Raw genomic sequence first — 26,934 nt, 5'->3', positions numbered from 1 at the left:
GCTGGGGCGCGTCAGGCGAGGGCGACCAGGTCGGCGTAGTCCGAGCCCCACAGGTCCTCGACGCCGTCGGGCAGCAGGATGATCCGCTCCGGCTGGAGCGCCTCTACGGCGCCCTCGTCGTGGGTGACGAGGACGACCGCGCCCTTGTAGGTACGCAGCGCGCCGAGGATCTCCTCGCGGCTGGCCGGGTCGAGGTTGTTGGTGGGCTCGTCGAGCAGGAGGACGTTCGCCGAGGAGACGACCAGGGTCGCGAGGGCGAGACGGGTCTTCTCGCCGCCGGAGAGGACCCCGGCGGGCTTGTCGACGTCGTCGCCGGAGAACAGGAACGAGCCGAGCACCTTGCGGACCTCGACGAGGTCCATGTCGGGGGCGGCCGAGCGCATGTTCTCCAGGACCGTGCGGTCGGGGTCCAGGGTCTCGTGCTCCTGCGCGTAGTAGCCGAGCTTGAGGCCGTGGCCGGGGACGACCATGCCGGTGTCGGGCTGCTCGACGGCGGCGAGCAGCCGCAGCAGGGTCGTCTTGCCCGCGCCGTTGAGCCCGAGGATGACGACCCGTGAGCCCTTGTCGATGGCCAGGTCGACGTCGGTGAAGATCTCCAGGGAGCCGTACGACTTCGACAGGCCCTCCGCCATCAGCGGGGTCCTGCCGCAGGACGCCGGTTCCGGGAAGCGGAGCTTGGCGACCTTGTCGGACTGGCGGACGGCCTCCAGGCCCGCGAGCAGCTTGTCGGCGCGGCGGGCCATGTTCTGCGCGGCGACCGTCTTGGTGGCCTTGGCGCGCATCTTGTCGGCCTGCGAATGGAGCGCGGCGGCCTTCTTCTCGGCGTTCTGCCGCTCCCGCTTGCGGCGCTTCTCGTCGGCCTCGCGCTGCTGCTGGTACAGCTTCCAGCCCATGTTGTAGACGTCGATGGTGGCGCGGTTGGCGTCCAGGTAGAACACCTTGTTGACAACCGTGTCGACCAGGTCGACGTCGTGCGAGATGACGATGAAGCCGCCGCGGTAGGTCTTCAGATAGTCGCGCAGCCAGACGATCGAGTCGGCGTCGAGGTGGTTGGTGGGCTCGTCGAGCAGCAGGGTGTCCGCGTCGGAGAACAGGATGCGGGCCAGCTCGATACGGCGGCGCTGACCGCCGGAGAGCGTGTGCAGGGGCTGGCCGAGCACCCGGTCGGGCAGGTTGAGCGCGGCGGCGATGGTGGCGGCCTCGGCCTCGGCGGAGTAACCGCCCTTGGTGAGGAACTCCGTCTCCTGGCGCTCGTACTGCTTCATCGCCTTCTCGCGGGTGGCGCCCTTGCCGTTGGCGATGCGCTGCTCGTTCTCGCGCATCTTGCGGATGAGGACGTCGAGGCCGCGGGCGGACAGGACACGGTCGCGGGCGAGGACGTCGAGGTCGCCGGTGCGCGGGTCCTGGGGCAGATAGCCGACCTCGCCGGAGCGGGTGACGGTGCCCGCGGCGGGGATGCCCTGGCCGGCCAGGACCTTGGTGAGGGTGGTCTTGCCGGCGCCGTTGCGGCCGACCAGGCCGATGCGGTCGCCCTTGGCGACACGGAAGGTGGCGGACTCGATGAGGATGCGGGCACCGGCGCGCAGCTCGATACCGGAGGCGGAGATCACGGACAGACTCCAGAGCGGGGTCGGAGGGCGGGGTGGGCGGCTGAGGACGTTCCCGCCGTCTAATGCGCGAGGAGAATGGCCATGAGGCAAGTCTAACGGGGCGGCGCAACCGCATTTCCGGGGCCTTGGGGCCGCTGTCCGGGCAGGGCGTTGTCAGTGGTGGCTGCCATGCTGGACGGCAGGTGGAGGTCCGTCCGGGAGTGATCCAGGAGTGATCTGGCGGTCGGGCAGCCATCCGGAAAGTGATGCGTCAGTCATTCAGCGGAGGAGTGATCGGCATGGCAGGCACCGGCGGCGGGCGGCCCAGCGTCTTTCCCACGCTGCTCTACACGGACGCGAAGGCGGCGGTCGAACAGCTCACACAGGCCCTGGGCTTCGAGCAGCTCTCGTTCTACGAGGGCGAGGACGGCACGGTCCTGCACGCGGAGCTGACGCAGGGCAACGGGGCGGTGATGGTCGGCTCCAAGGGGCGCGGCGGTGTGTTCGACACGGCGATGAAGAACGCGGGCACCACCGGGGTGTACATCGTGGTGGACGACGTCGACGCGCACCACCGGCACGCCGTGGAGCACGGCGCGGAGATCCTGCTGCCCCCGACGGACCAGGACTACGGCGGGCGGGACTACATGGCCCGGGACCTCGAGGGCAACATCTGGAGCTTCGGCACGTACGCACCCGAGATACCCGGGACGGCCGGGTGACCCGCGCGGCACCGGCCGGCCGCGTGGGCGTGGGCGGGGAGCCGGGTCAGCTCCCGCCGGTGTGGACCTGGAAGGCGGCCCGGCGCACGGCCTTGGCGAGGGCAGGGTCGGGATGCGCGGCAGCGAGCGCTACGAGGACCTGCACGGTGCGCGGATGGCCGACCGCGCGGACCTCGTCGAGCAACTGAGGCACGGTGGGCTGGACCGCCGACTCCAGATGGCGCACCAGCATCGGGGCCTCGCCGTGGTCGGTGACGGCGGCGGCGGTGTCGACCCACAGCCAGGTGGCCTCGTCCCGGGTGAGCACCTCGTGGGCGTCCTCGGGGTCGACGCCGTCGTGCTCCGCGAGCCACAGCAGGGCGTACGGGCGCAGCGCCGGATCGTCGACGACGGCGCGTACGTCGGGTTCGGCGGGGGCTCCCACGACTCGCAGCGCCTCGAAGGCGAGGCCGCGCAGCAGGGCGTCCTCGCCGCGGGCGGCGCCGAGCAGTTCGGTGACGGCGCTGCCGACGGGGCGGGCGGCGAGCCAGGCGCGGTACTCGGCGCGGGCCGCGTTGGGGCGCAGCTGGGCGCAGCCGCGCAGCATGCCGTCGGCGGCCTGCTCGATGTTGCCGGCCGGGCTCTGCGCGGCGACGCAGATCTGCTCCAGCTTGACCCAGACCGCCCAGCTGCCGAGCGGGGTGAGGGTGGCCTGTCCGTCGCCGTAGGTGAGGGCGCCGACGGAGGCGAGGGCGCGCAGGGCCCAGTCGAGCAGCGGCGCGAGCGGGGCGGCGTCGGCGGGGTCGGGTTCGGCACCGGGCAGTACGGGGGCGGTGGCGACGAGCGTGGGAGCGAAGGGGGTGGGAGCGGGGCCGTAGGCGACCTCGCAGCGTTCGGTGCGCAGTTCGGTGACACGCTGCTGGAGGAGGTCGAGGAGCTGGTCCTGGGGTACGGGGCCGGCGGACAGCTGGAGAAAGGAGAGCACCTGGGGCATGGCCGAGACGACGTCGGCGACGGCGGAGTGGTCGTGGTGCCCGGGCTCCGGGTCGGCGAGGGACCAGGCGTCGAACAGGGCGACCCAGCCGCGCAGTACGGCGCTGTCGTCACGGTCCCAGGCGCGCAGCCGCCAGCCGGGGCGGGCGCTGTCGCCGTGCACCTCGACAAGTCCGGCGAGACGGGCGTTGTCCCACTCGGCGCGGACCTGAGCGATCGTCAGTCCCAGTGCATCGGCCGCGCGTTCGGCGGTGGCGTCGGAGAGAGTGGCCTTGCCGTCGGAGCGTGCGCCGCGCCGGCCGGGACCGAGTTCGGTGTCCGCCCAACGGGCGACACGGGCCGCCCCGGCCAGGCCGGAGCGCGCCATTCTGGCCAGTTCCGCGGGTGCCGGTGTGCCCTCCGGGGGGCGCGGGGCGGGGCGTCGTGGACGCCGCTGGTTCACAGCTGTGGGGGTGGCGGCCAGGGGTCGCTGGCGGACGAGTCGAAGCCTGGAGTCGCGCGGGATACGGGACGTCACGTGTGCAGTCTTCCGGTTGACGGTCCGAAAACCCAAACGGAATGCCACGGCGTGCTGAGGGGCGGTCCGACAGCTGGGTTTCCGCCCGGGTGAGGGGGTGTGAACGGGCCAGTGGTACGCATCGAAACGGAATGGCGGAAACCGGTTGCCGGTACGAGGGTTTCGCCCCCGCCGCCCCTTCCCGTCCCGTCACGGGGGCTCCGCCCCCGTCCCCCCGCTCCTCAAACGCCGGAGAGGCTGAATCAGCCCGTCCGGCGTTTGAGGACAAGGGGGGTCTGGGGGCGCAGCCCCCAGGGACGGGAACGGGAAGGGGCGGCGGGGGCGAGAACCCGGGCTCACATCAACGGAGTGAGGAAGCGGCGCAGGGACTCCTCGTAGGCGGCGGGGTCGGCGTTCCACATGGCGTTGTGCGGCGCGTCCGGGACGGGCTGGAGGGCGATCAGGTCGGGCCGGGCGGCAGCCAGTCGGCGGGAGGGCTCCCAGGGCGCGACCTTGTCACCAGGCCCATGGAAGATCAGCGTCGGCACCGTGAGGCGGGCGGGGGCCGCGGCAGGCAGACCCGTGCGCCCCTGCGCGGCTCGCACCGCCAGCGGCAGCAGAGGGGCCGGAGTGTGCCGGGCGGCGGCAAGCGCACGCAGGGTGGTCTCCCAGCTGAGCACCGGCGAGTCGAGCACCAGCCCGCGGATCCGGTCGCGCACGGCGGACCGGTCGGCGGCGCGCAGCGCCATGGTGGCGCCGGTCGACCAGCCGAGCAGGACGACGCTCTTCGCCCCGTACCGCACGGCGTAACGGATCGCCGCGTCCAGGTCGCGCCACTCGGTCTCGCCGAGGTGGCTGAGACCGTCGGTGGGGCGGGGTGCGCCGGGGTCGCCGCGGTAGGCGAGGGCGAGCACGGGGACGTGGCGGCGGTTCAGGAACCCCATGACGTTCATGGCGTGCTCACGGGTGGTGCCGAGCCCGTGCACGGCGATCACCCAGATGTCCCGCACGCCGGGCACGAACCAGGCGGGCAGCTCGCCGAGTTCGCCGGGGATGTCGACGTCGGTGTGTTCGAGGCCGAGGGCGGCGCCGGGGTCGCCGACGTGGATGTTGGGGGTGAACCAGACCTTGTCGCCCGGCGCGAGCGTGCCGTGCGTGACGCGTTCCAGTCGCCGTACGACGTTGTCGGCGTCGTGCGGTGCCGATTCCAGGACGCCTCCGACGACGGCGTGGGCGCCGTTGCCGGCCAGCCCGTAGGTGCCGGGGCGCAGCGAGGCCAGGTCCCGGGTGAGGGTGATGTGGCCCGCGGCGGTGCCGTGCACGGTGAGCCGGGGTTCGGTGGGCAGGGGCCGGCCGGGGACCGCCTTGAGCGCGGCATCGCTGGCGAGCCGTCCTATGGCGATCCCGGCCGCACCGGCCGCCAGAGCCGCGGTGGCGGCAGCGGCCGCCGCTGTGACAGTGCGCACCCGTCCAGTGTCGTGGCGGATCCGGCACCGGGCCAGTGGGAGGCCGGGATGGGGTGACGGACGGATCCGGGGCCTCTGGCAGCTCTGACAGGCATGCCGGAGGCGGGCCGGCACGTCACGGCCGTCGTTGGCCGTAGCTCCGCAGCTTGTCGCCGACCTCCGCCACCTGCTCCTCCGTCAGCAGGGCCGGGCTCCGGCCCGGGACCGAGGAGGCCGTCAGCCAGAGGCGGCACATCCACTCCAGCTGGGCGGTGCGGTCGTAGGCCTGGGCGAGGGTGGTGCCGTAGGTGATGGTGCCGTGGTTGCGCAGGAGGCAGCCGGTGCGGCCGGTGAGGGCGCGGAGCATGTTGTCGGCCAGTTCCGCCGTGCCGTAGGTCGCGTACGGGGCGACCCGGACGGGGCCGCCGAGGGCCGCGGTCATGTAGTGGATCAGGGGGAGCTCGTCGACGAGCGTCGAGACCGCCGTCGCGTGCACCGCGTGGGTGTGCACCACCGCGCCGGCGTCAGTGCTGCCGTAGACCGCCAGATGCATCGGCAGTTCGCTGGTGGGAACCAGCGTGCCCAGCACCTGCCGGCCGGTGAGGTCGGTGGCGGTGATATCGGACGGTTTCAGCCGGTCGTAGGGCACCCCCGAGGGCGTGACCAGTACGATGTCTCCGACCCGTACGGAGACATTGCCCGAGGTGCCCACGACGAGGCCGTCGGACACCGTGCGGCGGGCCGTCGCGAGCAGGTCCTCCCAGGCTCGCGCCAGTGCCCGGTCCGCATCGTCCGCCTCGTCCGTCACGCCCTGTGGGTTCCGGCGGTCGTTCCTGTGATCAGCCATGACGTGATCCTGCCCGGGTGAGAAAAGTCTCTTCAACAGGGTCCGAGTGGCTGGTTTCGTCCGCTCCCGGCCCTTGGTCAAGCGGCGTCTGGGCCGTCGATCCGTAACAGGGGAACGGCCCGCACCTTTGGACACCAGGAAGCCCGCCTCAGTTCACCTTCCGTTCACCCAGGTTACATACGTTCGCCCAACCAATGACTTCGAGCGATTGCCTGGGTAAATGGAAAACTTCTCGCTGATTCTCGCGATTGTGGTGGCGACCGCACTTGCGTTCGATTTCACGAACGGTTTCCACGACACCGCCAACGCGATGGCCACCACCATCTCGACCGGTGCACTCAAGCCCAAGGTCGCGGTCGGCATGTCCGCCGTGCTGAACCTTGCAGGCGCCTTCCTCTCCGTGGAGGTCGCCAACACGATCTCCAAGGGCCTCGTCGACGAGACAGGCATCCGTCCCGAGGTCATCTTCGCCGCCCTGACCGGCGCGATCCTCTGGAACCTGGTGACCTGGCTGGTGGGGCTGCCCTCCAGCTCCTCGCACGCCCTGATGGGCGGCCTGATCGGCGCCACCATCGCCTCCGCCGGTACCGGCGCGGTGCACGGCGACATCCTTGTCACCAAGGTGCTGCTCCCGGCCGTCGCCGCCCCGCTGGTCGCGGGCATCGCAGCGATGGTCGCGACCCGGCTGTCGTACACCGTCTCCGGCAAGGCGGACGACAAGGCCTCGGCCAAGGGCTACCGCGCGGGCCAGATCGCCTCGGCGGGCCTGGTGTCCCTCGCCCACGGCACGAACGACGCCCAGAAGACGATGGGCATCATCACCCTCGCCCTGGTCTCCGGCGGCGTCGTGGCACCCGACTCCGACCCTCCCACCTGGGTGATCCTCTCGGCCGGCACGGCCATCGCGCTCGGCACCTACCTCGGCGGCTGGCGCATCATCCGCACCATGGGCAAGGGCCTCACCGACCTCCAGCCGCGGCAGGGCTTCGCCGCCCAGACCAGCGCGGCCACGGCCATCCTCGCCTCCTCCCACCTGGGCTTCTCGCTCTCCACCACGCATGTCGTCTCCGGCTCGGTGATGGGCGCGGGCCTCGGCCGCAAGGGCGGCGTGGTCCGCTGGTCCACCGCCACGCAGATGATGATCGCCTGGGTGCTGACGCTCCCGGCCGCCGCCGTGGTCGGCGCGGGCGCCGAGTCCGTCATGGACCTCGGTGACTGGGGCACGGCCGTCGTCGCCGCCTTCCTGATCGCCGCCAGCGTGGCGATCTATCGGGTCTCCCGCCGTCAGGTGATCGACCACACCAACGTCAACGACCACGAGGCCCCGGCGGAGGTGCTGACCCCCACGGCCCCCGCGGCGTCCACGCCTCAGGGCGCCCCCGAGGCCCAGCCCGTCGCGCCGGTGCTGCCCGCCGTCACCCCGCTCCCGGCGGTCGCGGTGACCGAGGACCTCACGGCCACGATCCCCGCCCCGGCTCCCTCCCCGGCCCCGGCCGTGCTGCCCACCATCGCCTCGGCGCCCATCGCAGACCAGACGGCCCCGCCGGCCGCCGCCGTCTGAGCCCCGCCCCCCGAACTCTCGGTCAAGAAGGAATCACCATGAAGATCGACTGGGCGGCCCTCGGCTCCGTCTTCGGCGTCAGCCTCGTGGTCACCGTGGCCCTCGTCGGCCTGTTCACCCTCGGTGTCGCGGGCCTGTCGCGCCGCGAACGCGCCACGGCCGAAGGCGGTTCGGCCGCCCTCGCCACCACCGCGGCATACCTCTGCTTCGCCGCCTGCGCCGCCGCGGTGGCGTACGGCATCAATCTGATCATGGCCAAGGGCTGACACAGGCCCGCCGGCGACGGTGTGGGGTGCGGGACGGAACGACCGTCCCGCACCCCACACGCGTGTGCCCGAGCAGCCCCGGGGACACCCGAAAACCCCGGATGTGGGGCTCCCCACACTCTTCCGTCCCTGGTCAGCGGCAGGTTGACGGCCCTTCGGGCCCCGTGGTGGACTTCCGGGGCCATGTACGGCGGCAAGGAGAGGAAGCCGGTGCGAGTCCGGCGCGGTCCCGCCACTGTCACCGGGGTAGCAATCCCCGGGAGCCAGGAACTCTCACCGCCGGTCTCGTCGAACCAGGGCGTGGACACCCTGAGTGAGGACATATCGCCATGCTCGGCTGCCGTTCGAGGTCACGTCACAGGTCTCCCGGGTCCGTCGGGTCCGGGACCTCAGTCGGATCCGTCAGGTCCCATAAGTCGCTGACCCGCCGCTCGGCCGGCTGAGCCGGTGGGTGCCGATCGCGTCTTCGCGTACGGCGCCACCGCCGGCCTCCTCGGTGATCTGCTCCTCGGCGATCCGCGCCGCGGGCATCCGGTCGCCGTGTTCGGGCTGGCCTCGGCCGCCGTGGAACAGGTGCTGTGGCACGACCACCGGGCATGGGGCGCGCTGCACACCGCCGTGTGCGCCGGTGGCGCCGTGGCGCTCGGGGCCGTGGCCGCACGCGCCGTACGCCCCTCCCCCGCCGCCTCCCTCGCCCTGACCGCCGCCGCCACCTGGGCGGTCGTCGGCGGAACGTCGCTGGTGCGCGAGGCCAGAGCCGTCGGAGCGGCGCTGGAGGCCGGGGACATCGAGGCCGCGCGGGAACGGCTGCCGCATCTGTGCGGCCGCGACCCGCAGGCACTCGACGCCGACGGGATCGCCCGCGCGGTGGTGGAGTCGGTCGCCGAGAACACCTCCGACGCCGTCGTCGGCGCGCTGGTGTGGGGGGCCGTCGGCGGGGTGCCGGGGCTGCTCGGGTTCCGCGCCGTCAACACCCTCGACGCCATGGTGGGCCACAAGTCGCCGCGCCTCAGACGCTTCGGCTGGGCCTCCGCACGCCTCGACGACATCGCCGGCTGGCCGGGGGCACGCCTCACCGCCGTACTCGCCGCGCTCGCCGGGGACGATCCGCGCGGCGCCGTGGCCGCCTGGCGCACCGACGCCGGACGGCATCCCAGCCCCAACGCCGGTCCTGTGGAGGCGTCGTTCGCGGGCGCCCTCGGGGTGCGGCTCGGCGGCACGCTCTCCTACGGCGGCCGGGTCGAGCACCGGCCCGTCCTCAACGGCGGCCGGGGACGCGCGGTGCGGGTCTCCGACATCGAGCGGGCCGTACGGCTGTCCCGGCGCGTCGGCGCGCTGGCGCTCGGCGTCGCGGTCGTGGGGCGGGCCGTCGTCGGGCGGGCCATCGCGGCACGGACGGTCGCCGGACGGACCGTCACTGGAGGGGCCGTCGCCGGGCGGGTGCTCACCGGGGGGTTCACCGCTCGTAGCAGGAGGGGAAAGGGATCATGAGCGGAGGGCTTCTGGTCGCCGGTACCACCTCCGACGCCGGCAAGAGCGTCGTGACGGCGGGCATCTGCCGCTGGCTGGTGCGGCAGGGCGTCAAGGTCGCGCCGTTCAAGGCGCAGAACATGTCCCTGAACTCGTTCGTCACCCGCGAGGGCGCCGAGATCGGCCGGGCGCAGGCCATGCAGGCCCAGGCCTGCCGTGTCGAGCCGACCGCGCTGATGAACCCCGTGCTGCTCAAGCCGGGCGGCGAGCAGAGCAGCCAGGTCGTGCTGCTGGGCAGACCGGTGGGCGAGCTGAGCGCACGCCGCTACCACGGCGGGCGGCAGCAGAAGTTGCTGGGCACGGTGCTGGACTGCCTGACGGAGCTGCGGGGTTCGTACGACGCGGTGATCTGCGAGGGTGCCGGGAGTCCCGCGGAGATCAATCTGCGGCGGACCGACATCGTCAACATGGGGATCGCCCGGAACGCCCGGCTGCCGGTGCTCGTCGTCGGCGACATCGACCGCGGCGGCGTCTTCGCCTCCTTCTTCGGCACGGTCGCTCTGCTGTCCCGTGAGGACCAGGCGCTGGTGAGCGGGTTCCTGGTGAACAAGTTCCGCGGCGACGTGTCGCTGCTGGAGCCCGGCCTCGACATGCTGCACGGGCTGACCGGTCGGCGGACGTACGGCGTGCTGCCGTTCCGGCACGGGCTCGGCATCGACGAGGAGGACGGGCTCCGCGTTTCTCTGCGGGGCACGGTGCGCGAGTCGGCGGTCGCCCCGCCGGTCGGCGACGAGGTGCTGCGGGTCGCGGTGTGCGCGGTGCCGCTGATGTCCAACTTCACGGACGTGGACGCGCTGGCCGCCGAACCGGGCGTCGTCGTACGGTTCGTGGACCGGCCGGAGGAACTGGCCGACGCCGACCTCGTGGTGATCCCCGGCACTCGGGGAACCGTGCGTGCCCTGGCGTGGCTGCGGGAGCGCGGGCTCGCGCGTGCCATCGCAGAGCGGGTCCGGGAGGGCCGTCCGGTGCTCGGGGTGTGCGGCGGATATCAGATCCTCGGCGAGTCCATCGAGGACGACGTGGAGAGCCGGTCGGGCCGGGTCGACGGGCTCGGTGTGCTGCCGGTGCGGGTGCGGTTCGCCCGAGAGAAGACCCTCACCCGCCCGGTGGGCCGGGCCCTCGGCGAGCGGGTCGAGGGGTACGAGATCCATCACGGTGTCGCCGAGGTCCTCGGCGGGGACGGCTTCCTCCACGACAACGAGGGCGGCGCCCTGGACGGCTGCCGGGTCGGCGCGACCTGGGGCACGCACTGGCACGGCTCACTGGAGTCGGACGGCTTCCGGCGGGCGTTCCTGCGCGAGGTGGCGGCAGCTGCGGGCCGCCGTTTCGTGCCCGCCGACGGCACGTCGTTCGCCGCGCTGCGTGAGGAACAGCTCGACCGGCTCGGCGATCTGATCGAACAGCACACGGACACGGACGCGTTGTGGCGGCTCATCGAGTCCGGCGCACCGCAAGGACTGCCTTTCATTCCCCCGGGAGCGCCCGCATGAGCACAGTGTTGTTGTTGTCGACCGCCGACACCGATCTGCTGGCGGCGCGTGCCTCCGGCGCCTCCTATCTGATCGGCAACCCGACCCGCATGGACGTCGCCGCGGAACTGCCGCGGCTGATCGAGGGCGCGGACCTCGCGGTCGTACGGCTGCTCGGCGGCAAGCGGGCCTGGGAGGACGGGCTCGCCGCGCTCAAGGCCGCGGGGATCCCGACCGTGCTGCTGGGCGGCGAGACGGTGCCGGACGCCGAGCTGATGGCGGAGTCGTCGGTGCCCGCGGGCGTGGTGGCGGAGGCGCTGCGCTATCTCGTCGAGGGCGGCCCCGCCAACCTCACCGAGCTGGCCCGGTTCCTGTCCGACACGGTCCTGCTGACCGGCGAGGGATTCGAGGAGCCGCGGCGGATGCCCGAGTACGGCGTCCACGGGACCCCCGCCGAGGCGGCGGACCGTCCGACGGTCGGCGTCCTCTTCTACCGGGCGCACGAACTGAGCGGCAACACCGGCTTCGTGGACACGCTGTGCGAGGCGATCGAGGCACGGGGTGCGGGCGCCCTTGCGGTGTACTGCGGTTCGCTGCGGGGCGCGGACGCCGGGCTGTACGAGCTGCTGGGGCGGGCCGATGTGCTGGTCGCCACCGTCCTCGCGGCGGGCGGCACGCATGCCTCCCCCGCCTCCGCGGGCGGGGACGAGGAGGCGTGGGACGTGGGGGCGCTCGCCGATCTCGACATCCCGGTGCTCCAGGGGCTGTGTCTGACCTCCTCGCGCGCCGTCTGGGAGGAGTCGGCCGCCGCCCTCTCCCCCATGGACGCGGCGATGCAGGTCGCCATCCCCGAGTTCGACGGGCGGCTCGTCACCGTGCCGTTCTCCTTCAAGGAGCAGGGCCCCGACGACGTTCCGGTCTACGTCGCCGACCCCGAGCGGGCCGCACGCGTCGCCGGAATCGCCGTACGGCACGCGCGGTTGAAGCACAAGCCGAACGCCGACAAGAAGCTCGCGCTCGTCTTCACCGCCTACCCCACCAAGCACTCCCGCGTCGGCAACGCCGTCGGCCTCGACACCCCGGCATCGGCGGTACGGGTCCTTGACGCGTTGCGCGACGCGGGCTACTCACTCACCGAATACCCCGACAACGGCGACGAGTTGATCCATCGCCTCATCGAGGCCGGCGGGCACGACGTGGAATGGCTGACCGAGGAGCAACTGGCCGCCGCGCCCGCCCGGGTGCCGCTGGCCGACTACCGCGCGTGGTTCGACGAGCTGGACCCCGAGCTGCGCGACGCCATGCTCGCGGCATGGGGCGAGCCACCGGGCTCGCTGTATGTCGACGGCGACGACATCGTGCTCGCCTCGCTCCGGTTCGGGAACGTCGTCGTGATGATCCAGCCGCCGCGCGGCTTCGGCGAGAACCCCATCGCGATCTACCACGACCCGGACATGCCGCCGTCCCACCACTACATGGCGGCGTACCGCTGGCTGGAGAACTCCTTCCGGGCCGACGCGATCGTCCACATGGGCAAGCACGGCACCATGGAGTGGCTGCCGGGCAAGGGCCTCGGCCTGTCCCGCGGCTGCGCACCCGACGCCGTGCTCGGTGAACTCCCCCTGATCTACCCCTTCATCGTCAACGACCCCGGCGAGGGCACCCAGGCCAAGCGGCGCGGCCACGCCACCGTCGTCGACCACCTGGTGCCGCCGATGGCACGCGCCGACACCTACGGCGACCTCGCCAAGCTGGAGCAACTGCTCGACGAGTACGCCCTGGTCTCCGACCTGGACCCGACGAAGGCACCCGCGGTGCGCGCCCAGATCTGGACCCTGGTCAAGGCTGCCGAGCTGCACCATGACCTGCATGTCGACGAGCAGCCGGACGACACCGCGTTCGACGAGTTCGTGATGCACATCGACGGCTATCTGTGCGAGATCAAGGACGTGCAGATCCGGGACGGACTGCACATCCTCGGCGGCGGCCCGGTCGGCGAGCCGCGCGTCAACCTGGTGCTGGCGGTGCTGCGGGCCTCCCAGGTATGGGGCGGACGGGCGAACGCACTGCCGGGGCTACGGGCGTCGATCGCGGCCCATTTCGGGCTGGTGGAGGAGGAGTTGCTGGCCGAGCCGGGCGCGCCGGTGAAGGTGCCGGTGGAGCTGACGGAACTGGTCGAGGGCCCGTCACGCACGGCGTCCGACGCGATCGATCTGCTGGAGCAGCTGTGCCGGCGGATCGCCGAGGGCATGGAGGCGCGGGGGTGGGCGGCGTCGGAGAGCGGCGCGCTGGTGCGTGACGTGCTGGGCGGCACCGAACTCCCCGACGCGGTCGCCGTGCTGGAGTTCGCCTGCACGGAGGTCGTGCCCCGGCTGGCCCGGACGACGGACGAGATCGGGCACATCCTGCATGCGCTGAACGGCGGTTACGTCCCGGCCGGTCCGTCGGGCTCGCCGACGCGCGGGCTCGTCAACGTCCTGCCGACCGGCCGCAACTTCTACTCCGTCGACCCCAAGGCCATTCCATCCCGGCTGAGTTGGGAGGTCGGGCAGTCGCTGGCGGACTCGCTGGTGCAGCGCTATCTGACCGACACCGGTGACTACCCCCGATCGGTCGGCCTCACGGTGTGGGGCACGTCCGCGATGCGCACCCAGGGCGACGACATCGCCGAGATCCTGGCGCTGCTGGGGTGCCGTCCGGTATGGGACGACGCGTCTCGCCGGGTGACCGGGTTCGAGATCGTGCCGCCGGCCGAGCTGGGGCGGCCTCGCATCGATGTCACCGTGCGCATCTCCGGGTTCTTCCGGGACGCGTTCCCGCATGTCGTCGGCCTGATCGACGACGCGGTGCGGGCCGTGGCCGAGCTGGAGGAGCCCGTTGAATCCAACTACGTGCGCGCGCATGTGGAGGAGGACACCGCCGGGCACGGTGACCGGCGGCGGGCCACGGCCCGTGTGTTCGGCTCCAAGCCGGGGGCGTACGGCGCCGGGCTGCTGCCGCTGATCGACGCGCGGAACTGGCGCTCGGACGCGGACCTCGCCGAGGTGTACGCGGTCTGGGGCGGTTACGCCTACGGGCGCGGGCTCGACGGGCGCGCGGCACGCGGCGATATGGAGACGGCGTTCCGGCGGATCGCGGTGGCGGCGAAGAACATCGATACAAGGGAACACGACCTTGCCGACGCGGACGACTACTTCCAGTACCACGGCGGCATGGTCGCCATGGTGCGGCATCTGACGGGGGCCAACCCCGAGGCGTATGTGGGCGATTCGGCGAGTCCGGATCAGGTGAAGACACGAACGCTGGGCGAGGAGACCCACCGGGTTTTCCGGGCACGAGTGGTCAACCCGCGCTGGATGGCGGCGATGCGCCGGCACGGCTACAAGGGTGCTTTCGAGATGGCGGCCACCGTGGACTACCTCTTCGGCTACGACGCCACAGCCGGGGTCGTCGACGACTGGATGTACGAGAAGCTGGCGGCCGAGTACGTGTTCTCGCCGGAGAACCAGGAGTTCATGCGGCAGTCCAACCCCTGGGCACTGCGCGGCGTCACGGAACGGCTGCTGGAGGCCGCCGACCGGGGGCTGTGGGCGGAGCCGGACGCGGAGACGCTCGAGCGGCTGCGTGCCACCTATCTGGAGCTGGAAGGCGATTTGGAGGGCGAGGACCAGTGACCACCCCGTTTCCGTTCACTGCCGTCGTGGGGCAGGACGACCTGCGGCTCGCGCTGCTGCTGAACGCGGTGAGCCCGAAGGTCGGCGGAGTGCTGGTGCGCGGTGAGAAAGGCACCGCCAAGTCCACGGCGGTGCGCGCTCTTTCGGCGCTGCTGCCCGCGGTGGACGTGGTCGCCGGGTGCCGGTTCTCCTGTGATCCCGGCTCCCCCGACCCGGCGTGCCCGGACGGGCCGCACGAGCCGCACGAGCCGCACGAGCCGCCGGGTGCGTTCGAGTCCCGGCCTGCCCGGATGGTCGAGCTGCCCGTCGGGGCCTCCGAGGACCGGCTGGTGGGTGCCCTCGACATCGAGCGGGCGCTGGCCGAGGGCGTGAAGGCGTTCGAGCCGGGGCTGCTGGCCGACGCGCATCGCGGGATCCTGTACGTCGACGAGGTCAATCTCCTTCATGACCATCTTGTCGACCTGCTGCTGGACGCCGCCGCCATGGGCGCCTCGTACGTCGAGCGCGAGGGTGTCTCCGTACGGCATGCCGCCCGGTTTCTGCTCGTCGGCACCATGAACCCCGAAGAGGGTGAGCTACGGCCTCAGTTGCTCGACCGGTTCGGGCTCACCGTGGAGGTCGCGGCGTCCCGGGAGCCGGAGCAGCGGGTGGAGGTTGTACGGCGCCGGCTCGCCTACGACGACGACCCGGCCGGCTTCGCCGCCCGCTGGGCCGACGAGGAGGCCGCCGTACGGCAACGGATTGTCGCCGCACGCGAGTTGCTGCCGTCCGTGCGGCTGGGCGACGGCGTGCTGCGGCAGATCGCCGCGACCTGTGCCGCCTTCGAGGTGGACGGGATGCGGGCCGACATCGTGATGGCGCGCACGGCGACCGCGCTGGCCGCCTGGGCCGGGCGCACCGACGTGCTCCCAGAGGACGTACGGCAGGCAGCGCTGCTGGCGCTGCCGCACCGGCGGCGGCGCAATCCCTTCGATGCGCCCGGGCTCGACGAGGACAAGCTCGACGAGACCCTGGAGCAGTTCGGGGACTCGTCGGAGGGCGAGGATCCCGACCCGGACGGGCCCGGTGGGGGTGGCGGGCAGCCGTCGCCGGAGGCCGGGCCGCAGGGCGGGGATTCGGGTGCCCAGTCCGAGTCCTCTGAGGGCGACGAGGCTCAGGTGCCGGGTGCGGGTGCCGGTGAGCAAGCCCCCGTACGGGCCGCTGAGCCCTTTCGGACCAAGGTGCTGAGCGTGCCCGGGATCGGTGCGGGGGCCGCCGGGCGGCGGTCGCGGGCGCGGACCGAGCACGGGCGGACGACCGGGGCGCGGCGTCCGCAGGGGAAGCTGTCCAAGCTGCACCTCGCCGCCACGGTGCTGGCTGCCGCGCCGTATCAGCGGGCGCGGGGGCGTTCCGGGCCGGGGCTGGTGGTGCGCCGGGACGATCTGCGGCAGGCGCTGAGGGAGGGTCGCGAGGGGAATCTCGTTCTTTTCGTCGTGGACGCCTCCGGGTCGATGGCCGCGCGGCAGCGGATGAGTGCGGTGAAGGGTGCGGTGCTGTCGCTGCTGCTCGACGCCTATCAGCGGCGGGACAAGGTGGGTCTGGTGACCTTCCGGGGGCGGGACGCGCAGGTCGCGCTGCCGCCGACCTCGTCCGTGGATGCTGCGGCGGCCCGGCTCGAGTCGCTGCCCACGGGTGGGCGGACGCCGCTGGCCGCCGGGCTGCTGAAGGCGCACGAGGTGCTGCGCGTCGAGCGGCTGCGGGATCCGGCGCGGCGGGCGCTCGTCGTGGTGGTCACCGACGGGCGTGCCACCGGCGGGCCGGATCCGGTGGCGCTGGCGGGGCGTGCGGCGCGGTTGTTCGCGGCCGAGGGGGTCGCGTCGGTGGTCGTGGACTGCGAGTCCGGGCCGGTGCGGCTCGGGCTGGCCGGGGGGCTCGCCGGTGAGCTGGGCGGTGCGGCGGTGACGTTGGACGAACTGCGCGCCGACCGAATCGCCGGGCTGGTCAAGGACGTTCAGGGTCAGGGGACTTCGAGGAGGGCCGCGTAATGCCGCAGGGGCAGCCGAGTGTGGTGCCGGACGATGGCCTGACGACCCGTCAGCGTCGTAACCGGCCGTTGGTGGTCGTGCACACCGGGATCGGGAAGGGCAAGTCGACCGCCGCCTTCGGGCTGGCGCTGCGCGCCTGGAACCAGGGGTGGCCGATCGGGGTGTTCCAGTTCGTCAAGTCGGCCAAGTGGAGGGTCGGCGAGGAGAACGCGCTGCGGGTGCTCGGAGCCTCCGGTGAGGGCGGCAGCGTCGCCTGGCACAAGATGGGCGAGGGCTGGTCGTGGGTCCAGCGGGGGCTCCAGGGCGACAACTCCACCAACGAGGAGAAGGCCCGGGAGGGGTGGGAGCAGGTCAAGCGGGATCTGGCTGCTGAGACGTACCGGCTGTATGTGCTGGACGAGTTCGCCTATCCGATGCACTGGGGGTGGGTGGACACGGAGGAGGTCGTCGAGGTGCTGCGGAAGCGGCCGGGGACCCAGCATGTGGTGATCACTGGGCGGAACGCGCCCGAGCAGCTTGTGGAGTTCGCCGATCTCGTCACCGACATGTCCAAGGTCAAGCACCCCATGGACACGGGGCAGAAGGGGCAGAGGGGCATCGAGTGGTGAGCTCCACCGCCGTGCCCCGGCTGGTCGTCGCCGCGCCGTCCTCCGGGAGCGGCAAGACGACCGTCGCCACCGGGCTGATGGCCGCGTTCGCCGCGCGGGGGCTTGCCGTGTCTCCGCACAAGGTCGGGCCCGACTACATCGATCCCGGGTACCACTCGCTCGCCACCGGGCGAGTGGGGCGGAATCTCGACGCGTATCTGTGTGGGGCCGAGCTGGTCGCTCCGCTGTTTCTGCATGGGGCCGCGGGGTGCGATGTCGCTGTCGTCGAGGGCGTGATGGGGCTGTACGACGGGGCTGTGGGTGAGGGGGAGCTTGCCTCCACGGCTCATGTCGCCAAGTTGCTGCGGGCGCCTGTTGTGCTGGTCGTCGATGCGTCGGCGCAGGCTCGGTCCGTTGCCGCGCTGGTGCATGGGTTTGTGTCCTGGGATCCGGAGGTGTGGGTCGCTGGGGTGATTCTCAACAAGGTGGGGTCCGCTCGGCATGAGGCTGTGCTGCGGGAGGCGATGGACTCCGTCGGGGTGCCTGTGTTCGGGGTGCTTCGTCGGGCCGCTGTTGTGGATACGCCTTCTCGGCATCTCGGGCTGGTGCCGGTTGCCGAGCGGCGGGTAGCGGCAGTCTCGGCGGTGGCGGCGATGGGGGCGCTGGTTACCGAGGGGTGTGATGTCTCCGGGCTGCTGGCCTTGGCCCGGAGTGCGGGGGCCGTGGGGGGTGTGGCTTGGGACGCCGGTGCGGCTTTGGGTTTTTCGCCCCCGCCGCCCCTTCCCGTTCCCGACCCCGGGGGCCTTGCCCCCGGGCCCCCGCGTCCTCAAACGCCGGACGGGCTGAATGCAGTCATCGCCGTTGCTGGTGGGGCGGCGTTCACCTTCTCCTATGCCGAGCATGCCGAGTTGCTTGCCGCCGCCGGAGCCGAGGTCGTCGTGTTCGATCCGCTTCGGGACGAGGAGTTGCCCGAGGGGACTCGGGGGGTCGTCATCGGGGGTGGGTTTCCCGAGGTCTACGGCTCCGAGTTGTCCGGTAACGAGCGGCTCCGTAAGGCCGTCGCCGAGTTCGCCCTGAGTGGGGGACCCGTCGCCGCCGAGTGTGCGGGGCTGCTCTATCTGTGCCGGGAGCTCGACGGGCTGCCCATGTGCGGGGTGCTCGACGCCACCGCACGGATGGGCGAGCGGCTCACGCTCGGGTATCGGGATGCCGTCGCCGTGAGTGACAGTCCGCTCGCCGTCGCCGGGACCCGGATGCGGGGACACGAGTTCCATCGGACCGTCGTCGAGCCCGGGGCCGGGGCGGCGCCCGCCTGGGGGATGCGTGCCCCTCAGCGGCGGGTCGAAGGCTTCGTACAGCAGGGCGTGCACGCGAGTTATCTGCACACGCACTGGGCGTCCGAGCCCGGTGTGGCCCGTCGGTTCGTGGAGAGGTGCCGGACGTCATGAGCAGCAGGCTGATCGGGGTCGGGGTCGGACCCGGCGACCCGGAGCTGGTGACCGTCAAGGGCGTCAACGCGCTGCGCGCCGCCGATGTCGTCGTCGTCCCCGTCATGGACACCGGGGAGCGCGGGCGTGCCGAGGCCACCGTGCTGCACTACGTTCCCGCGGAGAAGGTCGTACGGGTCGTCTTCGCGCTCAACGAGCGGACCGACCGTCGGCGGCGGGAGGCCGCCTGGGACGAGGCCGGGCGGCGGGTCGCCGAGTTGCTGGCCGGGGGTTCCGTCGTCGCCTTCGCCACCATCGGTGATCCCAATGTGTACTCGACCTTCACCTATCTCGCGCAGACCGTCGCCGCGTCGGTGCCCGGCCTCGTCGTCGAGACCGTGCCGGGGATCACCGCCATGCAGGATCTAGCCGCGCGCTCCGGTGCTGTCCTCACCGAAGGGACCGAGCCGCTGGTCCTCGTTCCCGTGACCGCGGGGGCCGGGGTGCTCAAGGACGCCCTCCAGGGGCCCGGCACGGTCGTCGCGTACAAGTTCGGGCGGCAGGCACGCGAGGTCGCGCAGGCGCTGCGGGACAGCGGGCGGCTCGACGACGCCGTATGGGGGTCCGCGCTCGGGCTGCCCGAGGAGGCCATCCGGCCGGCCGCCGAACTCGACAGCGGGCCGCTGCCGTATCTGTCCACTCTCATCGCGCCCGCCCCGCGCGACGGCGGCCGCGGCGGCAAGCTGTGACCGCGTTCCCCGTCCGCGGCTCAGGCCGCCAGGCCCACCACGAGCCAGATGAACGCCGCCCCCGCGACCGTGCACAGCAGGGTCGAGTGGGCGGGGTGCTCGTGGTGCGCCTCGGGGAGGATCTCGGCCGCCGCCAGATAGAGGAGTACTCCGCCGAACAGGCCGAGATAGCCGCCGAGCACCGGTTCCGGGATGCTCAGGAACGCCGTGGACGCCGCCCCCACCACCGGGGCCACCGCGTCGGCCACCAGCATGGTGACGGCCTTGCGGCGGTCGTTCCCGTACAGGCTGGTGAGCGTGTACGTGTTGAAGCCGTCCGCGAAATCGTGCGACACGACGGCCAGCGCGACCGCGAGGCCCATGCCGCCGCCCACCTGGAAGGCCGCGCCGAGCGCCACGCCGTCCATGGCGCTGTGGCCGACCATCGCCGCGGCTGCCGTCAGGCCGACCTCGGGTGCCCGGTGGTTGTGCTCGTCGGCCCCGTGGGCGGAGATGGGGGTCCCCCCTGCTCGAGCGGAGTCGAGAGCTTGGGGGCGCGCCGCCAGCAGGCGCTCGACCAGATGGGCCAGCAGGAATCCGGCCACGAACAGGAGAAGGGCCGCCGGTACGCCGTAGATCTCCTTGCCGGCCGCCCGGAGTGCCTCCGGCAGCAGGTCGAGACCGACCACGCCCAGCATCAGTCCGCCGGCCAGGCCCAGCACCAGGTGGCGGCGGTCGGTCACACGCTGCGCGGTCCAGCCGCCCGCCAGCGTCATGAGAAACGCGCCCAGCGCGACGAAGACGGCCATGTGCCCTTGCTTATCCGATCAACCCGCCTTCGCGCACATCCGGGGGCGGTGAGCGCGGTGCGCCGTCACTTTGTGTGGTTGCTCGGCGGCTCCTAGTGATGCCTGGTCGGTTTTCAGTGGTCCGAGAAGGTTCGAGACAGCTCCAGATAGTTCTAAACAATTCAAGACAGTTCGAGATAGTTCGAGATAGTTCGAGACGGTTCATGAAAGAGGGACGAATCCCATGGCCGAAGCCTCCACCGGCAAGGTGACCTTCGTCGGTGCCGGCCCCGGTGCCGCCGATCTGCTGACGTTCCGTGCCGCGCGCGCCATCGCCGAGGCCGACGTGGTGATCTGGGCGGCGAGCCTGGTGCAGGCGGAGGTCCTGCAGCACGCCCGCGCTGACGCGGAGGTGCTGGACTCGGCGGTCATGTCGCTGGAGGACGTCGTCGCCGTCTACCGGCGTGCCCGCGCCGAGGGGCTGCGGGTGGCCAGGATCCACTCCGGTGACCCGGCGCTGTGGGGCGGCACGCAGGAGCAGTTCGACCGGTGCGCGGAGCTGGGTCTGGAGACCGAGATCGTGCCGGGCGTGTCGGCGTTCTCGGCCGTCGCCGCGCTGGCCGGGCGTGAGCTGACCGTCCCGGAGGTGGCGCAGTCCGTGATCCTCACCCGGCTCGGCGGCGGCAAGACGCCGATGCCGCCCGGTGAGGAGGTCCGCGAGTTCGCGCGGCACGGCACGACCATGGCGGTCTTCCTGTCGGCGGCCCGCAGCGGCCAGCTGGTGCGGGAGCTGCTGGAGGGCGGTTATCCGGCCGACACGCCGGTCGTCGTGGCGTACCAGGCGACCTGGCCCGAGGAGCTGATCGTGCGGTGCACGGTGGGCAGCCTGGAGGAGACGGTCAAGGAGCACAAGCTCTGGAAGCACACGCTGTTCCTGATCGGCCCTGCTCTCGACGCGCACGGCACGCGCTCGCATCTCTACCACCCCGGTCATTTCCACGGGCATCGCAAGGCCGACCCGGAGGCCCGTAAGGCCCTGCGTTCCCGGGGTGCGAGCACATGATCACAGTGGTGGGTATGGGCGCGGGCACGGCCACGGGTACGGCCACGGGTACGGGCACGGCCACGGGTACGGCCACGGGTACGGGCGCTGGGGCGCCGGGCGTCGACGGCGTCCTCGCGGGGGCGGATCTCGTGGTCGGCGGGCGGCGGCATCTCGACTCCGTACGGCTGCCCGAGGGTGCCGAGCGGGTCGTGCTCGGGCCGCTGGCACCCGCCCTGGACACCGTCGCGCAGTATGCGGCGAAGGGGGCACGGGTGGTCGTCCTGGCCTCCGGGGATCCCGGGTTCTTCGGGATCGTGCGGGTGCTGGCCGAGCGGTTCGGGCCGGGTGCGCTGGATGTACGGCCGGGGGTGTCGTCGGTGGCGGCGGCTTTTGCGCGGCTGGGGCTGACCTGGGACGACGCGGTGGTCGTCAGCGCGCACGGGCGTGAGCTGCGAACGGCCGTGCATGTGTGCCGTGCGTATCCCAAGGTGGCCGTGCTGACCGGGCCCGGTGCCGGGCCCGCGGAGCTGGGCGCGGCCGTCGGGGAGGGGCGGGTGCTGGTGGTGGCGAGCGCGCTCGGGGATCCGGAGCGCGAGCGCGTGGAGCGGGTGACGCCGGCCGAGGCCGCCGCCCGGGAGTGGGGTACGGCGGTGAGTGTCGTCCTGTGCCTCGACGAGTCCCGGGCGCCGCGCACCGTCCGTACGGTCGCCGGTCCGTCCGCCGGACAAGCCCGCTGGGCGCTGGACGAGTCGGAGTTCGTGCACCGCGACTCGATGATCACCAAGTTCGAGGTACGGGCGCTGGCCCTGGCCCGGCTCGGGCCGCGGCTCGGCGATCTGGTCTGGGACATCGGCGCGGGGTCGGGTTCGGTGGCCGTGGAGTGCGCGCGGCTCGGCGCCGCCGTCACCGCCGTCGAGAAGACCCCGGACGGTGTCGGGCGAATCCGCGCCAACGCGGCGGCACACGGCGTGGACGTGCGCGTGGTGCAGGGGACGGCGCCGGACGTGCTGGCCGGGCTCGACGGCGACGACGATCCCGACGCTGTGTTCGTCGGCGGTGGCGGGGCCGAACTGGCCGCCGTGGTGGCCGCGTGCGCGCGGCGGGCGCGGCGGACCGTGGTGGTCGCGATGGCCGCGCTCGATCGGGTACCGGCCGCCCGCGCGGCGCTCACCGCGGCCGGGTTCTCCTGCGACGGTGTGCTGCTCCAGTCGTCGCGGCTCGCGCCGCTGCCGGGTGACGTGACCCGGCTCGCGGCCGGCAATCCGGTCTTCCTGCTGTGGGGCGACAGGCGGCTCCCGGCACACATCGTGAACGACGTAGGAATCGCAGGAACCACAGGAATCGAACGAATCGAAGGAATCGAAGGAGTTGCCCAGTGATCGGCCTGATGTCCGCCACCGTGGCGGGGGCTACGGCGCGGGACCGGCTGGCGGCCGCGTGGCCGGACCGCACCCGGGTGTACGAGGGTCCCGTCGGGGACGCGGTGCGGCGGGCGTTCGCGGAGTGCGATCAGCTCGTGTGCTTTCTCGCCACGGGCGCGGTCGTACGGCTGCTCGCGCCGCTGCTGGACGGCAAGACGGCCGACCCGGGTGTGGTGTGCGTCGACGAGGGCGGGCGGTTCGCCGTGTCGCTGGTCGGCGGTCACGCGGGCGGCGCCAATGAACTCGCGTGCGAGGTAGGCGCGTTGCTGGGTGCCGAGCCCGTCGTGACGACCGCGACCGACGCGGTCGGCATCGCGGGGCTCGACACGCTCGGGCTGCCCGTCGAGGGCGATGTCGCGGCGGTGTCGCGGGCGCTGCTGGACGGCGAACCTGTCGTCCTGGACGCCGAGTCGGTGTGGCCGCTGCCGCCGCTGCCTACCGCCCCGGAGGGGGCCTACGCCGTCCGGGTCACCGACCGTGCGGTCGAACCCGGGCCCGGTGAGGTCGTGTTGAGGCCGCCGACGCTGGTCGTCGGGGTCGGCGCGTCCAAGGGGGCGCCCGAGGCGGAGGTGCTGGAGCTGATCGGGGTGGCGCTGCGGGAGGCCGGTCTTTCGGTGCGGTCGGTCGCCGAACTGGCCACCGTGGACGTCAAGTCGGAGGAGCCCGGTCTCGTCGGCGCGGCGCGGCGGCTGGGGGTGCCGCTGGTGACGTACCCCGCAGGACGGCTCGCGGAGATCGACGTCCCCCATCCCTCCGACGCGCCCCTCGCCGCCGTGGGCACCGCATCGGTCGCCGAGGCCGCCGCGCTCGCGGGCGGCGGCGAACTCCTCGTGCCCAAGCGGAAGTCGGCGGGTACGCCCGCCATGGCGACCTGCGCCGTCGTACGGCGTCCGGGGCGCGGGCGGCTCGCGGTGGTCGGGCTAGGACCCGGCGCCCGGGACCTGCTCACCCCACGGGCGGCGGCCGAACTGCGGCGCGCCTCGGTGCTCGTGGGACTCGACCAGTACGTCGACCAGATCCGCGATCTGCTGCGGCCCGGTACCCGGGTGCTGGAGTCCGGGCTCGGTGCGGAGGAGGAACGGGCCCGCACCGCCGTCGCGGAGGCCCGCAAGGGGCATGCCGTCGCGCTGATCGGCAGCGGCGACGCGGGCGTCTACGCCATGGCGTCCCCGGCGCTCGCGGAGGCGACGGACGACATCGACGTGGTCGGTGTGCCCGGCGTGACGGCCGCGCTGGCCGCCGGGGCGGTCCTGGGCGCGCCGCTGGGCCACGACCATGTGTCGATCAGCCTCTCCGACCTGCACACTCCGTGGGAGGTCATCGAGCGGCGGGTGCGGGCGGCGGCCGAGGCCGACCTCGTCGTGACGTTCTACAACCCGCGCAGCCGAGGCCGGGACTGGCAACTGCCGAAGGCCCTCGCGATCCTCGCGGAGCACCGGGAGCCGACGACGCCCGTGGGTGTCGTACGCAACGCCTCGCGGCCCGACGAGTCCAGCAGGCTGGTCACGCTCGCCGCACTCGACCCGGCGGTGGTGGACATGATGACGGTCGTGACCGTCGGCAACACGGCGACCCGTGAGATCGCGGGCCGCATGGTGACACCGCGCGGCTACCGCTGGCAGGAGGAACCCCGGTGAGCCGATCGAGCCAAGTAAGCCAAGTGAGCCAGGCGAGAGGCCCGGCGGACCGCGTCGTCCACCCGATCGAGCAGGAGTCCTTCCGGCGGCTGCGCGCCCGGCTCGACACCTCGCATCTGCCGCCGCTGACGCGGGCCGTCACGGAGCGGGTCATCCATTCCGCCGCCGACCTCGACTACGCGGCCGATCTCGTCATGGACGAAGCCGAGTTGGCCGCCGCGCACCGCGCGCTGCACTCCGGGGCGCCGGTCGTCGTGGACGTCGAGATGGTCGCGGCCGGCATCACACGCCGCGCCACCGTGTGCCGGCTGAAGGACGCCAAGTCCGGTGCCGGGCTCACCCGTTCGGCCCATGCCATGCGGCTCGCGCATGAGCAGGTCGGTCCCGGCGCGCTGTGGGTGATCGGCTGCGCGCCGACCGCCCTGGAGGAGTTGCTGACCCTGGACGCCTCCCCCGCGCTGGTCATCGGGCTGCCCGTCGGGTTCGTCGGCGCCGCCGAGTCCAAGGCCGCGCTGCGGGAGAGCGGACTGCCCGCCGTGAGCAACGTGTCCGAGAAGGGCGGTTCCGCGGTCGCTGCGGCCGCGCTCAACGCCCTGCTGTACCACCCCACTTCCACCGAGGAGCCATCGTGACCACCCCGCCGCCCGCCCTGCTCGTCGCCGGCCACGGCACCCGGGACGAGGCCGGAGCCGAGGCGTTCCGTGACTTCGTACGGAAGTTGGGCCGCCGCAACCCCGAACTGCCCGTCGCGGGCGGCTTCATCGAGCTGTCCCCACCGCCCCTGGGCGACGCCGTCGCCGAACTGGTGGAGCGCGGGGTGAGCCGGTTCGCCGCCGTACCGCTGATGCTCGTGTCCGCCGGGCACGCCAAGGGGGACATCCCCGCGGCCCTCGCCCGCGAGAAGGAACGGCACCCGGGCATCTCGTACAGCTACGGCCGTCCGCTCGGGCCGCATCCGTCGCTGCTCGCGGTGCTGGAACGGCGGGTGGACGAGGCGTTGGGGCGGATACCCGGGGCAGCCGGTGCCGGTGACACCGCAGTGGAGCGCGGGGAGGTGACCGTGCTGCTGGTCGGGCGGGGGTCGACCGATCCCGACGCCAACGCCGAGGTGCACAAGGCGGCCCGGCTGCTGTGGGAGGGGCGTGGGTACGCGGGCGTGGAGACCGCGTTCGTCTCCCTCGCCGCACCGGATGTGCCGTCGGGCCTCGACCGGTGTGCGCGGCTGGGCGCGCGACGGATCGTCGTCCTGCCGTACTTCCTGTTCACCGGCATCCTCCCGGAACGGGTGCGGCAGCAGGCTGAGGAGTGGGGCGCGGCGCACCCTGAGGTGGAAGTGCGGGCGGCCGAGGTGATCGGGCCCGAGCCGGAGCTGCTCGTTCTCGTCATGGAGCGGTACGAGGAGGCCGTGCGCGGTGATCTGCGGATGAACTGCGACTCGTGTGTGTACCGGATCGCGCTGCCGGGGTTCGAGGACAAGGTGGGGGCGGCTCAGCAGCCGCATTTCCATCCGGACGAAGACGAAGACGGGGACGGGCACGGTGGCCATGGGCATCATCACCATGGGGGGCGTGCTCATTCCCATGCGCATTGAGGATGCCTGGGGCGGGGGGTCGCACGATCTGCGGCATCACGGGGACGTCGAGGTCCGGGACGACGGGGCCGTGCTCATCGACCTCGCCGTCAACGTGCGCGCCGGAACCCCGCCCGACTGGCTGCGGGAGCGGATCGCCTCGTCGCTGGGCGAGCTCGCCGCCTATCCCGACGGGCGGTCCGCTCGGGCCGCGGTGGCCGCGCGGCACGGGGTGCCCGTGGAACGGGTGCTGCTCACCTCCGGTGCCGCCGAGGCGTTCGTGCTGCTGGCGCGTGCCCTGAAGGTGCGGCACGCGGTCGTCGTGCACCCCCAGTTCACGGAGCCGGAGGCGGCGCTGCGGGATGCGGGGCACGGTGTGGAGCGGGTGCTGCTGCGGGAGGAGGACGGGTTCCGGCTCGATCCCGGCGCGGTGCCCGAGGACGCGGATCTGGTGGTGATCGGCAACCCCACCAACCCCACATCGGTGCTGCACCCCGCCGACTCGATCGTCCGGCTCGCCCGGCCGGAGCGGACGCTGGTGGTCGACGAGGCGTTCATGGACGCGGTGCCCGGGGAGCGGGAGGCGCTGACAGGGCGGGTCGATGTGCCCGGGCTCGTGGTGCTTCGGAGCCTGACGAAGACGTGGGGGCTGGCCGGGCTGCGGGTGGGTTATGTCCTCGCGGCTCCGTCGGTCGTCCGTGAGTTGGCGCTCGCCCAGCCGTTGTGGCCGGTGTCCACGCCGGCGCTGGTCGCGGCGGAGGCGTGTGTCGGGGAGCGGGCACTGGCCGAGGCCGCGGACGCGGCGGTACGGCTGGCCGCCGATCGGGCGCATCTTGTCGCCGGGCTGGAGGGGTTCGCGGGCACGGGCGTGCGGGTGGTCATGCCTGCGGCGGGGCCGTTCGTGCTGGTTCGGATGGCTCGGGCCGGTGCTGTGCGGCGGGAGCTGCGGGGGCTGGGGTATGCGGTGCGGCGGGGGGACACGTTTCCCGGGCTCGGGGAGGAGTGGGTTCGGGTGGCTGTGCGGGACCGGGGGACGGTGAACGGGTTTCTTACGGCGCTGGGGCGTGCGCTGGCTCTGGGCGCGGGGTGACTCCAGCGGACTGGGGCTCTGCCCCAGACCCCGGCAGGGGGCTCCG

Annotated in this window: 21 protein-coding genes and 1 riboswitch; of the genes, 16 read left to right on the top strand and 5 right to left on the bottom strand. The window is 72.6% G+C overall.

What is annotated here, in order from left to right:
- Positions 1-11 precede the first annotated feature (11 nt).
- Positions 12-1,610 (bottom strand): ABC-F family ATP-binding cassette domain-containing protein, encoded by a 1,599-nt coding sequence (locus ACSYGN_RS31860; protein ID WP_460401755.1) that lies wholly within the window; start codon positions 1,608-1,610, stop codon positions 12-14.
- A gap of 278 nt (positions 1,611-1,888) precedes the next feature.
- Here ACSYGN_RS31860 and ACSYGN_RS31855 point away from each other — a divergent pair, with 278 nt between their 5' ends.
- Positions 1,889-2,311, top strand: coding sequence for a VOC family protein (locus tag ACSYGN_RS31855; protein WP_460401753.1), 423 nt, complete (start codon positions 1,889-1,891; stop codon positions 2,309-2,311).
- 46 nt (positions 2,312-2,357) lie between these two features.
- On the opposite strand, the gene ACSYGN_RS31850 is transcribed toward ACSYGN_RS31855, so the two are convergent.
- From ACSYGN_RS31850 to ACSYGN_RS31840, 3 genes are all read right to left on the bottom strand, one after another.
- Entirely contained in the window at positions 2,358-3,800 is a 1,443-nt protein-coding gene (locus ACSYGN_RS31850; protein WP_460401751.1) for a hypothetical protein, read from the bottom strand.
- A 335-nt stretch (positions 3,801-4,135) separates the two neighbouring features.
- Positions 4,136-5,245, bottom strand: a complete 1,110-nt coding sequence (locus ACSYGN_RS31845) for an alpha/beta hydrolase (protein ID WP_460401749.1) — start codon at positions 5,243-5,245, stop codon at positions 4,136-4,138.
- 115 nt (positions 5,246-5,360) lie between these two features.
- On the bottom strand, positions 5,361-6,071 hold the full coding sequence (locus ACSYGN_RS31840; RefSeq protein WP_460401747.1) for a class II aldolase/adducin family protein: 711 nt from the start codon (positions 6,069-6,071) through the stop codon (positions 5,361-5,363).
- A 220-nt stretch (positions 6,072-6,291) separates the two neighbouring features.
- Between ACSYGN_RS31840 and ACSYGN_RS31835 the strand changes: the two genes are divergently transcribed.
- The 9 genes from ACSYGN_RS31835 to cobI all read left to right on the top strand — a co-directional run bounded on the left by ACSYGN_RS31835 (position 6,292) and on the right by cobI (position 19,358).
- On the top strand, positions 6,292-7,632 hold the full coding sequence (locus ACSYGN_RS31835; protein WP_460401745.1) for an inorganic phosphate transporter: 1,341 nt from the start codon (positions 6,292-6,294) through the stop codon (positions 7,630-7,632).
- 38 nt (positions 7,633-7,670) lie between these two features.
- Positions 7,671-7,898 (top strand): hypothetical protein, encoded by a 228-nt coding sequence (locus ACSYGN_RS31830; protein WP_460401743.1) that lies wholly within the window; start codon positions 7,671-7,673, stop codon positions 7,896-7,898.
- Between the two features lie 151 nt (positions 7,899-8,049).
- Positions 8,050-8,190: riboswitch (cobalamin riboswitch) on the top strand.
- A gap of 155 nt (positions 8,191-8,345) precedes the next feature.
- Positions 8,346-9,389, top strand: a complete 1,044-nt coding sequence (locus tag ACSYGN_RS31825) for a cobalamin biosynthesis protein (protein WP_460401741.1) — start codon at positions 8,346-8,348, stop codon at positions 9,387-9,389.
- On the top strand, positions 9,386-10,918 hold the full coding sequence (locus ACSYGN_RS31820; RefSeq protein ID WP_460401739.1) for a cobyric acid synthase: 1,533 nt from the start codon (positions 9,386-9,388) through the stop codon (positions 10,916-10,918). The genes ACSYGN_RS31825 and ACSYGN_RS31820 overlap by 4 nt, the downstream gene beginning before the upstream one ends.
- Positions 10,915-14,571 (top strand): cobaltochelatase subunit CobN, encoded by a 3,657-nt coding sequence (gene cobN, locus ACSYGN_RS31815; RefSeq protein ID WP_460401737.1) that lies wholly within the window; start codon positions 10,915-10,917, stop codon positions 14,569-14,571. Before ACSYGN_RS31820 ends, cobN begins: the two co-directional genes overlap by 4 nt.
- Positions 14,568-16,595: a putative cobaltochelatase gene (locus tag ACSYGN_RS31810; RefSeq protein ID WP_460401735.1), complete on the top strand. Its 2,028-nt coding sequence runs from the start codon at positions 14,568-14,570 to the stop codon at positions 16,593-16,595. The genes cobN and ACSYGN_RS31810 overlap by 4 nt, the downstream gene beginning before the upstream one ends.
- Positions 16,595-17,203, top strand: a complete 609-nt coding sequence (cobO, locus tag ACSYGN_RS31805; RefSeq protein ID WP_460401733.1) for a cob(I)yrinic acid a,c-diamide adenosyltransferase — start codon at positions 16,595-16,597, stop codon at positions 17,201-17,203. Before ACSYGN_RS31810 ends, cobO begins: the two co-directional genes overlap by 1 nt.
- On the top strand, positions 17,197-18,630 hold the full coding sequence (locus ACSYGN_RS31800) for a cobyrinate a,c-diamide synthase (RefSeq protein ID WP_460401731.1): 1,434 nt from the start codon (positions 17,197-17,199) through the stop codon (positions 18,628-18,630). The genes cobO and ACSYGN_RS31800 overlap by 7 nt, the downstream gene beginning before the upstream one ends.
- The gene (cobI, locus tag ACSYGN_RS31795) at positions 18,627-19,358 is read left to right on the top strand and encodes a precorrin-2 C(20)-methyltransferase (RefSeq protein WP_460401728.1); all 732 of its coding nucleotides are present in this window, start codon (positions 18,627-18,629) and stop codon (positions 19,356-19,358) included. The genes ACSYGN_RS31800 and cobI overlap by 4 nt, the downstream gene beginning before the upstream one ends.
- Positions 19,359-19,378: 20 nt before the next feature.
- Here the strand turns inward: cobI and ACSYGN_RS31790 are convergent, their stop codons facing one another.
- Positions 19,379-20,146 carry a ZIP family metal transporter gene (locus ACSYGN_RS31790; RefSeq protein ID WP_460401726.1) on the bottom strand — a complete coding sequence of 256 codons (768 nt, stop codon included), beginning with the start codon at positions 20,144-20,146 and terminating at the stop codon, positions 19,379-19,381.
- Positions 20,147-20,369: 223 nt separating this feature from the next.
- Here ACSYGN_RS31790 and cobM point away from each other — a divergent pair, with 223 nt between their 5' ends.
- The 6 genes from cobM to cobC are packed head-to-tail and all read left to right on the top strand — an operon-like array spanning position 20,370 to position 26,888.
- On the top strand, positions 20,370-21,188 hold the full coding sequence (gene cobM / locus ACSYGN_RS31785; RefSeq protein ID WP_460401724.1) for a precorrin-4 C(11)-methyltransferase: 819 nt from the start codon (positions 20,370-20,372) through the stop codon (positions 21,186-21,188).
- Positions 21,189-21,202: 14 nt separating this feature from the next.
- Positions 21,203-22,549: a precorrin-6y C5,15-methyltransferase (decarboxylating) subunit CbiE gene (gene cbiE / locus ACSYGN_RS31780; RefSeq protein WP_460403861.1), complete on the top strand. Its 1,347-nt coding sequence runs from the start codon at positions 21,203-21,205 to the stop codon at positions 22,547-22,549.
- Complete coding sequence (cobJ, locus tag ACSYGN_RS31775; protein ID WP_460401722.1) at positions 22,546-24,228, top strand: precorrin-3B C(17)-methyltransferase; 1,683 nt, start codon at positions 22,546-22,548, stop codon at positions 24,226-24,228. The genes cbiE and cobJ overlap by 4 nt, the downstream gene beginning before the upstream one ends.
- A gap of 23 nt (positions 24,229-24,251) precedes the next feature.
- Positions 24,252-24,860 carry a precorrin-8X methylmutase gene (locus ACSYGN_RS31770; RefSeq protein WP_460401720.1) on the top strand — a complete coding sequence of 203 codons (609 nt, stop codon included), beginning with the start codon at positions 24,252-24,254 and terminating at the stop codon, positions 24,858-24,860.
- Positions 24,857-25,819, top strand: a complete 963-nt coding sequence (locus ACSYGN_RS31765) for a sirohydrochlorin chelatase (RefSeq protein ID WP_460401718.1) — start codon at positions 24,857-24,859, stop codon at positions 25,817-25,819. Before ACSYGN_RS31770 ends, ACSYGN_RS31765 begins: the two co-directional genes overlap by 4 nt.
- Positions 25,809-26,888, top strand: coding sequence for an Rv2231c family pyridoxal phosphate-dependent protein CobC (gene cobC / locus ACSYGN_RS31760; RefSeq protein ID WP_460401716.1), 1,080 nt, complete (start codon positions 25,809-25,811; stop codon positions 26,886-26,888). The genes ACSYGN_RS31765 and cobC overlap by 11 nt, the downstream gene beginning before the upstream one ends.
- The last annotated feature ends 46 nt before the right edge of the window (positions 26,889-26,934 follow it).

It is taken from the genome of Streptomyces sp. YIM S03343 (assembly GCF_054729195.1).
Note: the sequence above shows the minus strand (reverse complement) of the source record. Positions and strands in the feature narration are given on the sequence as shown.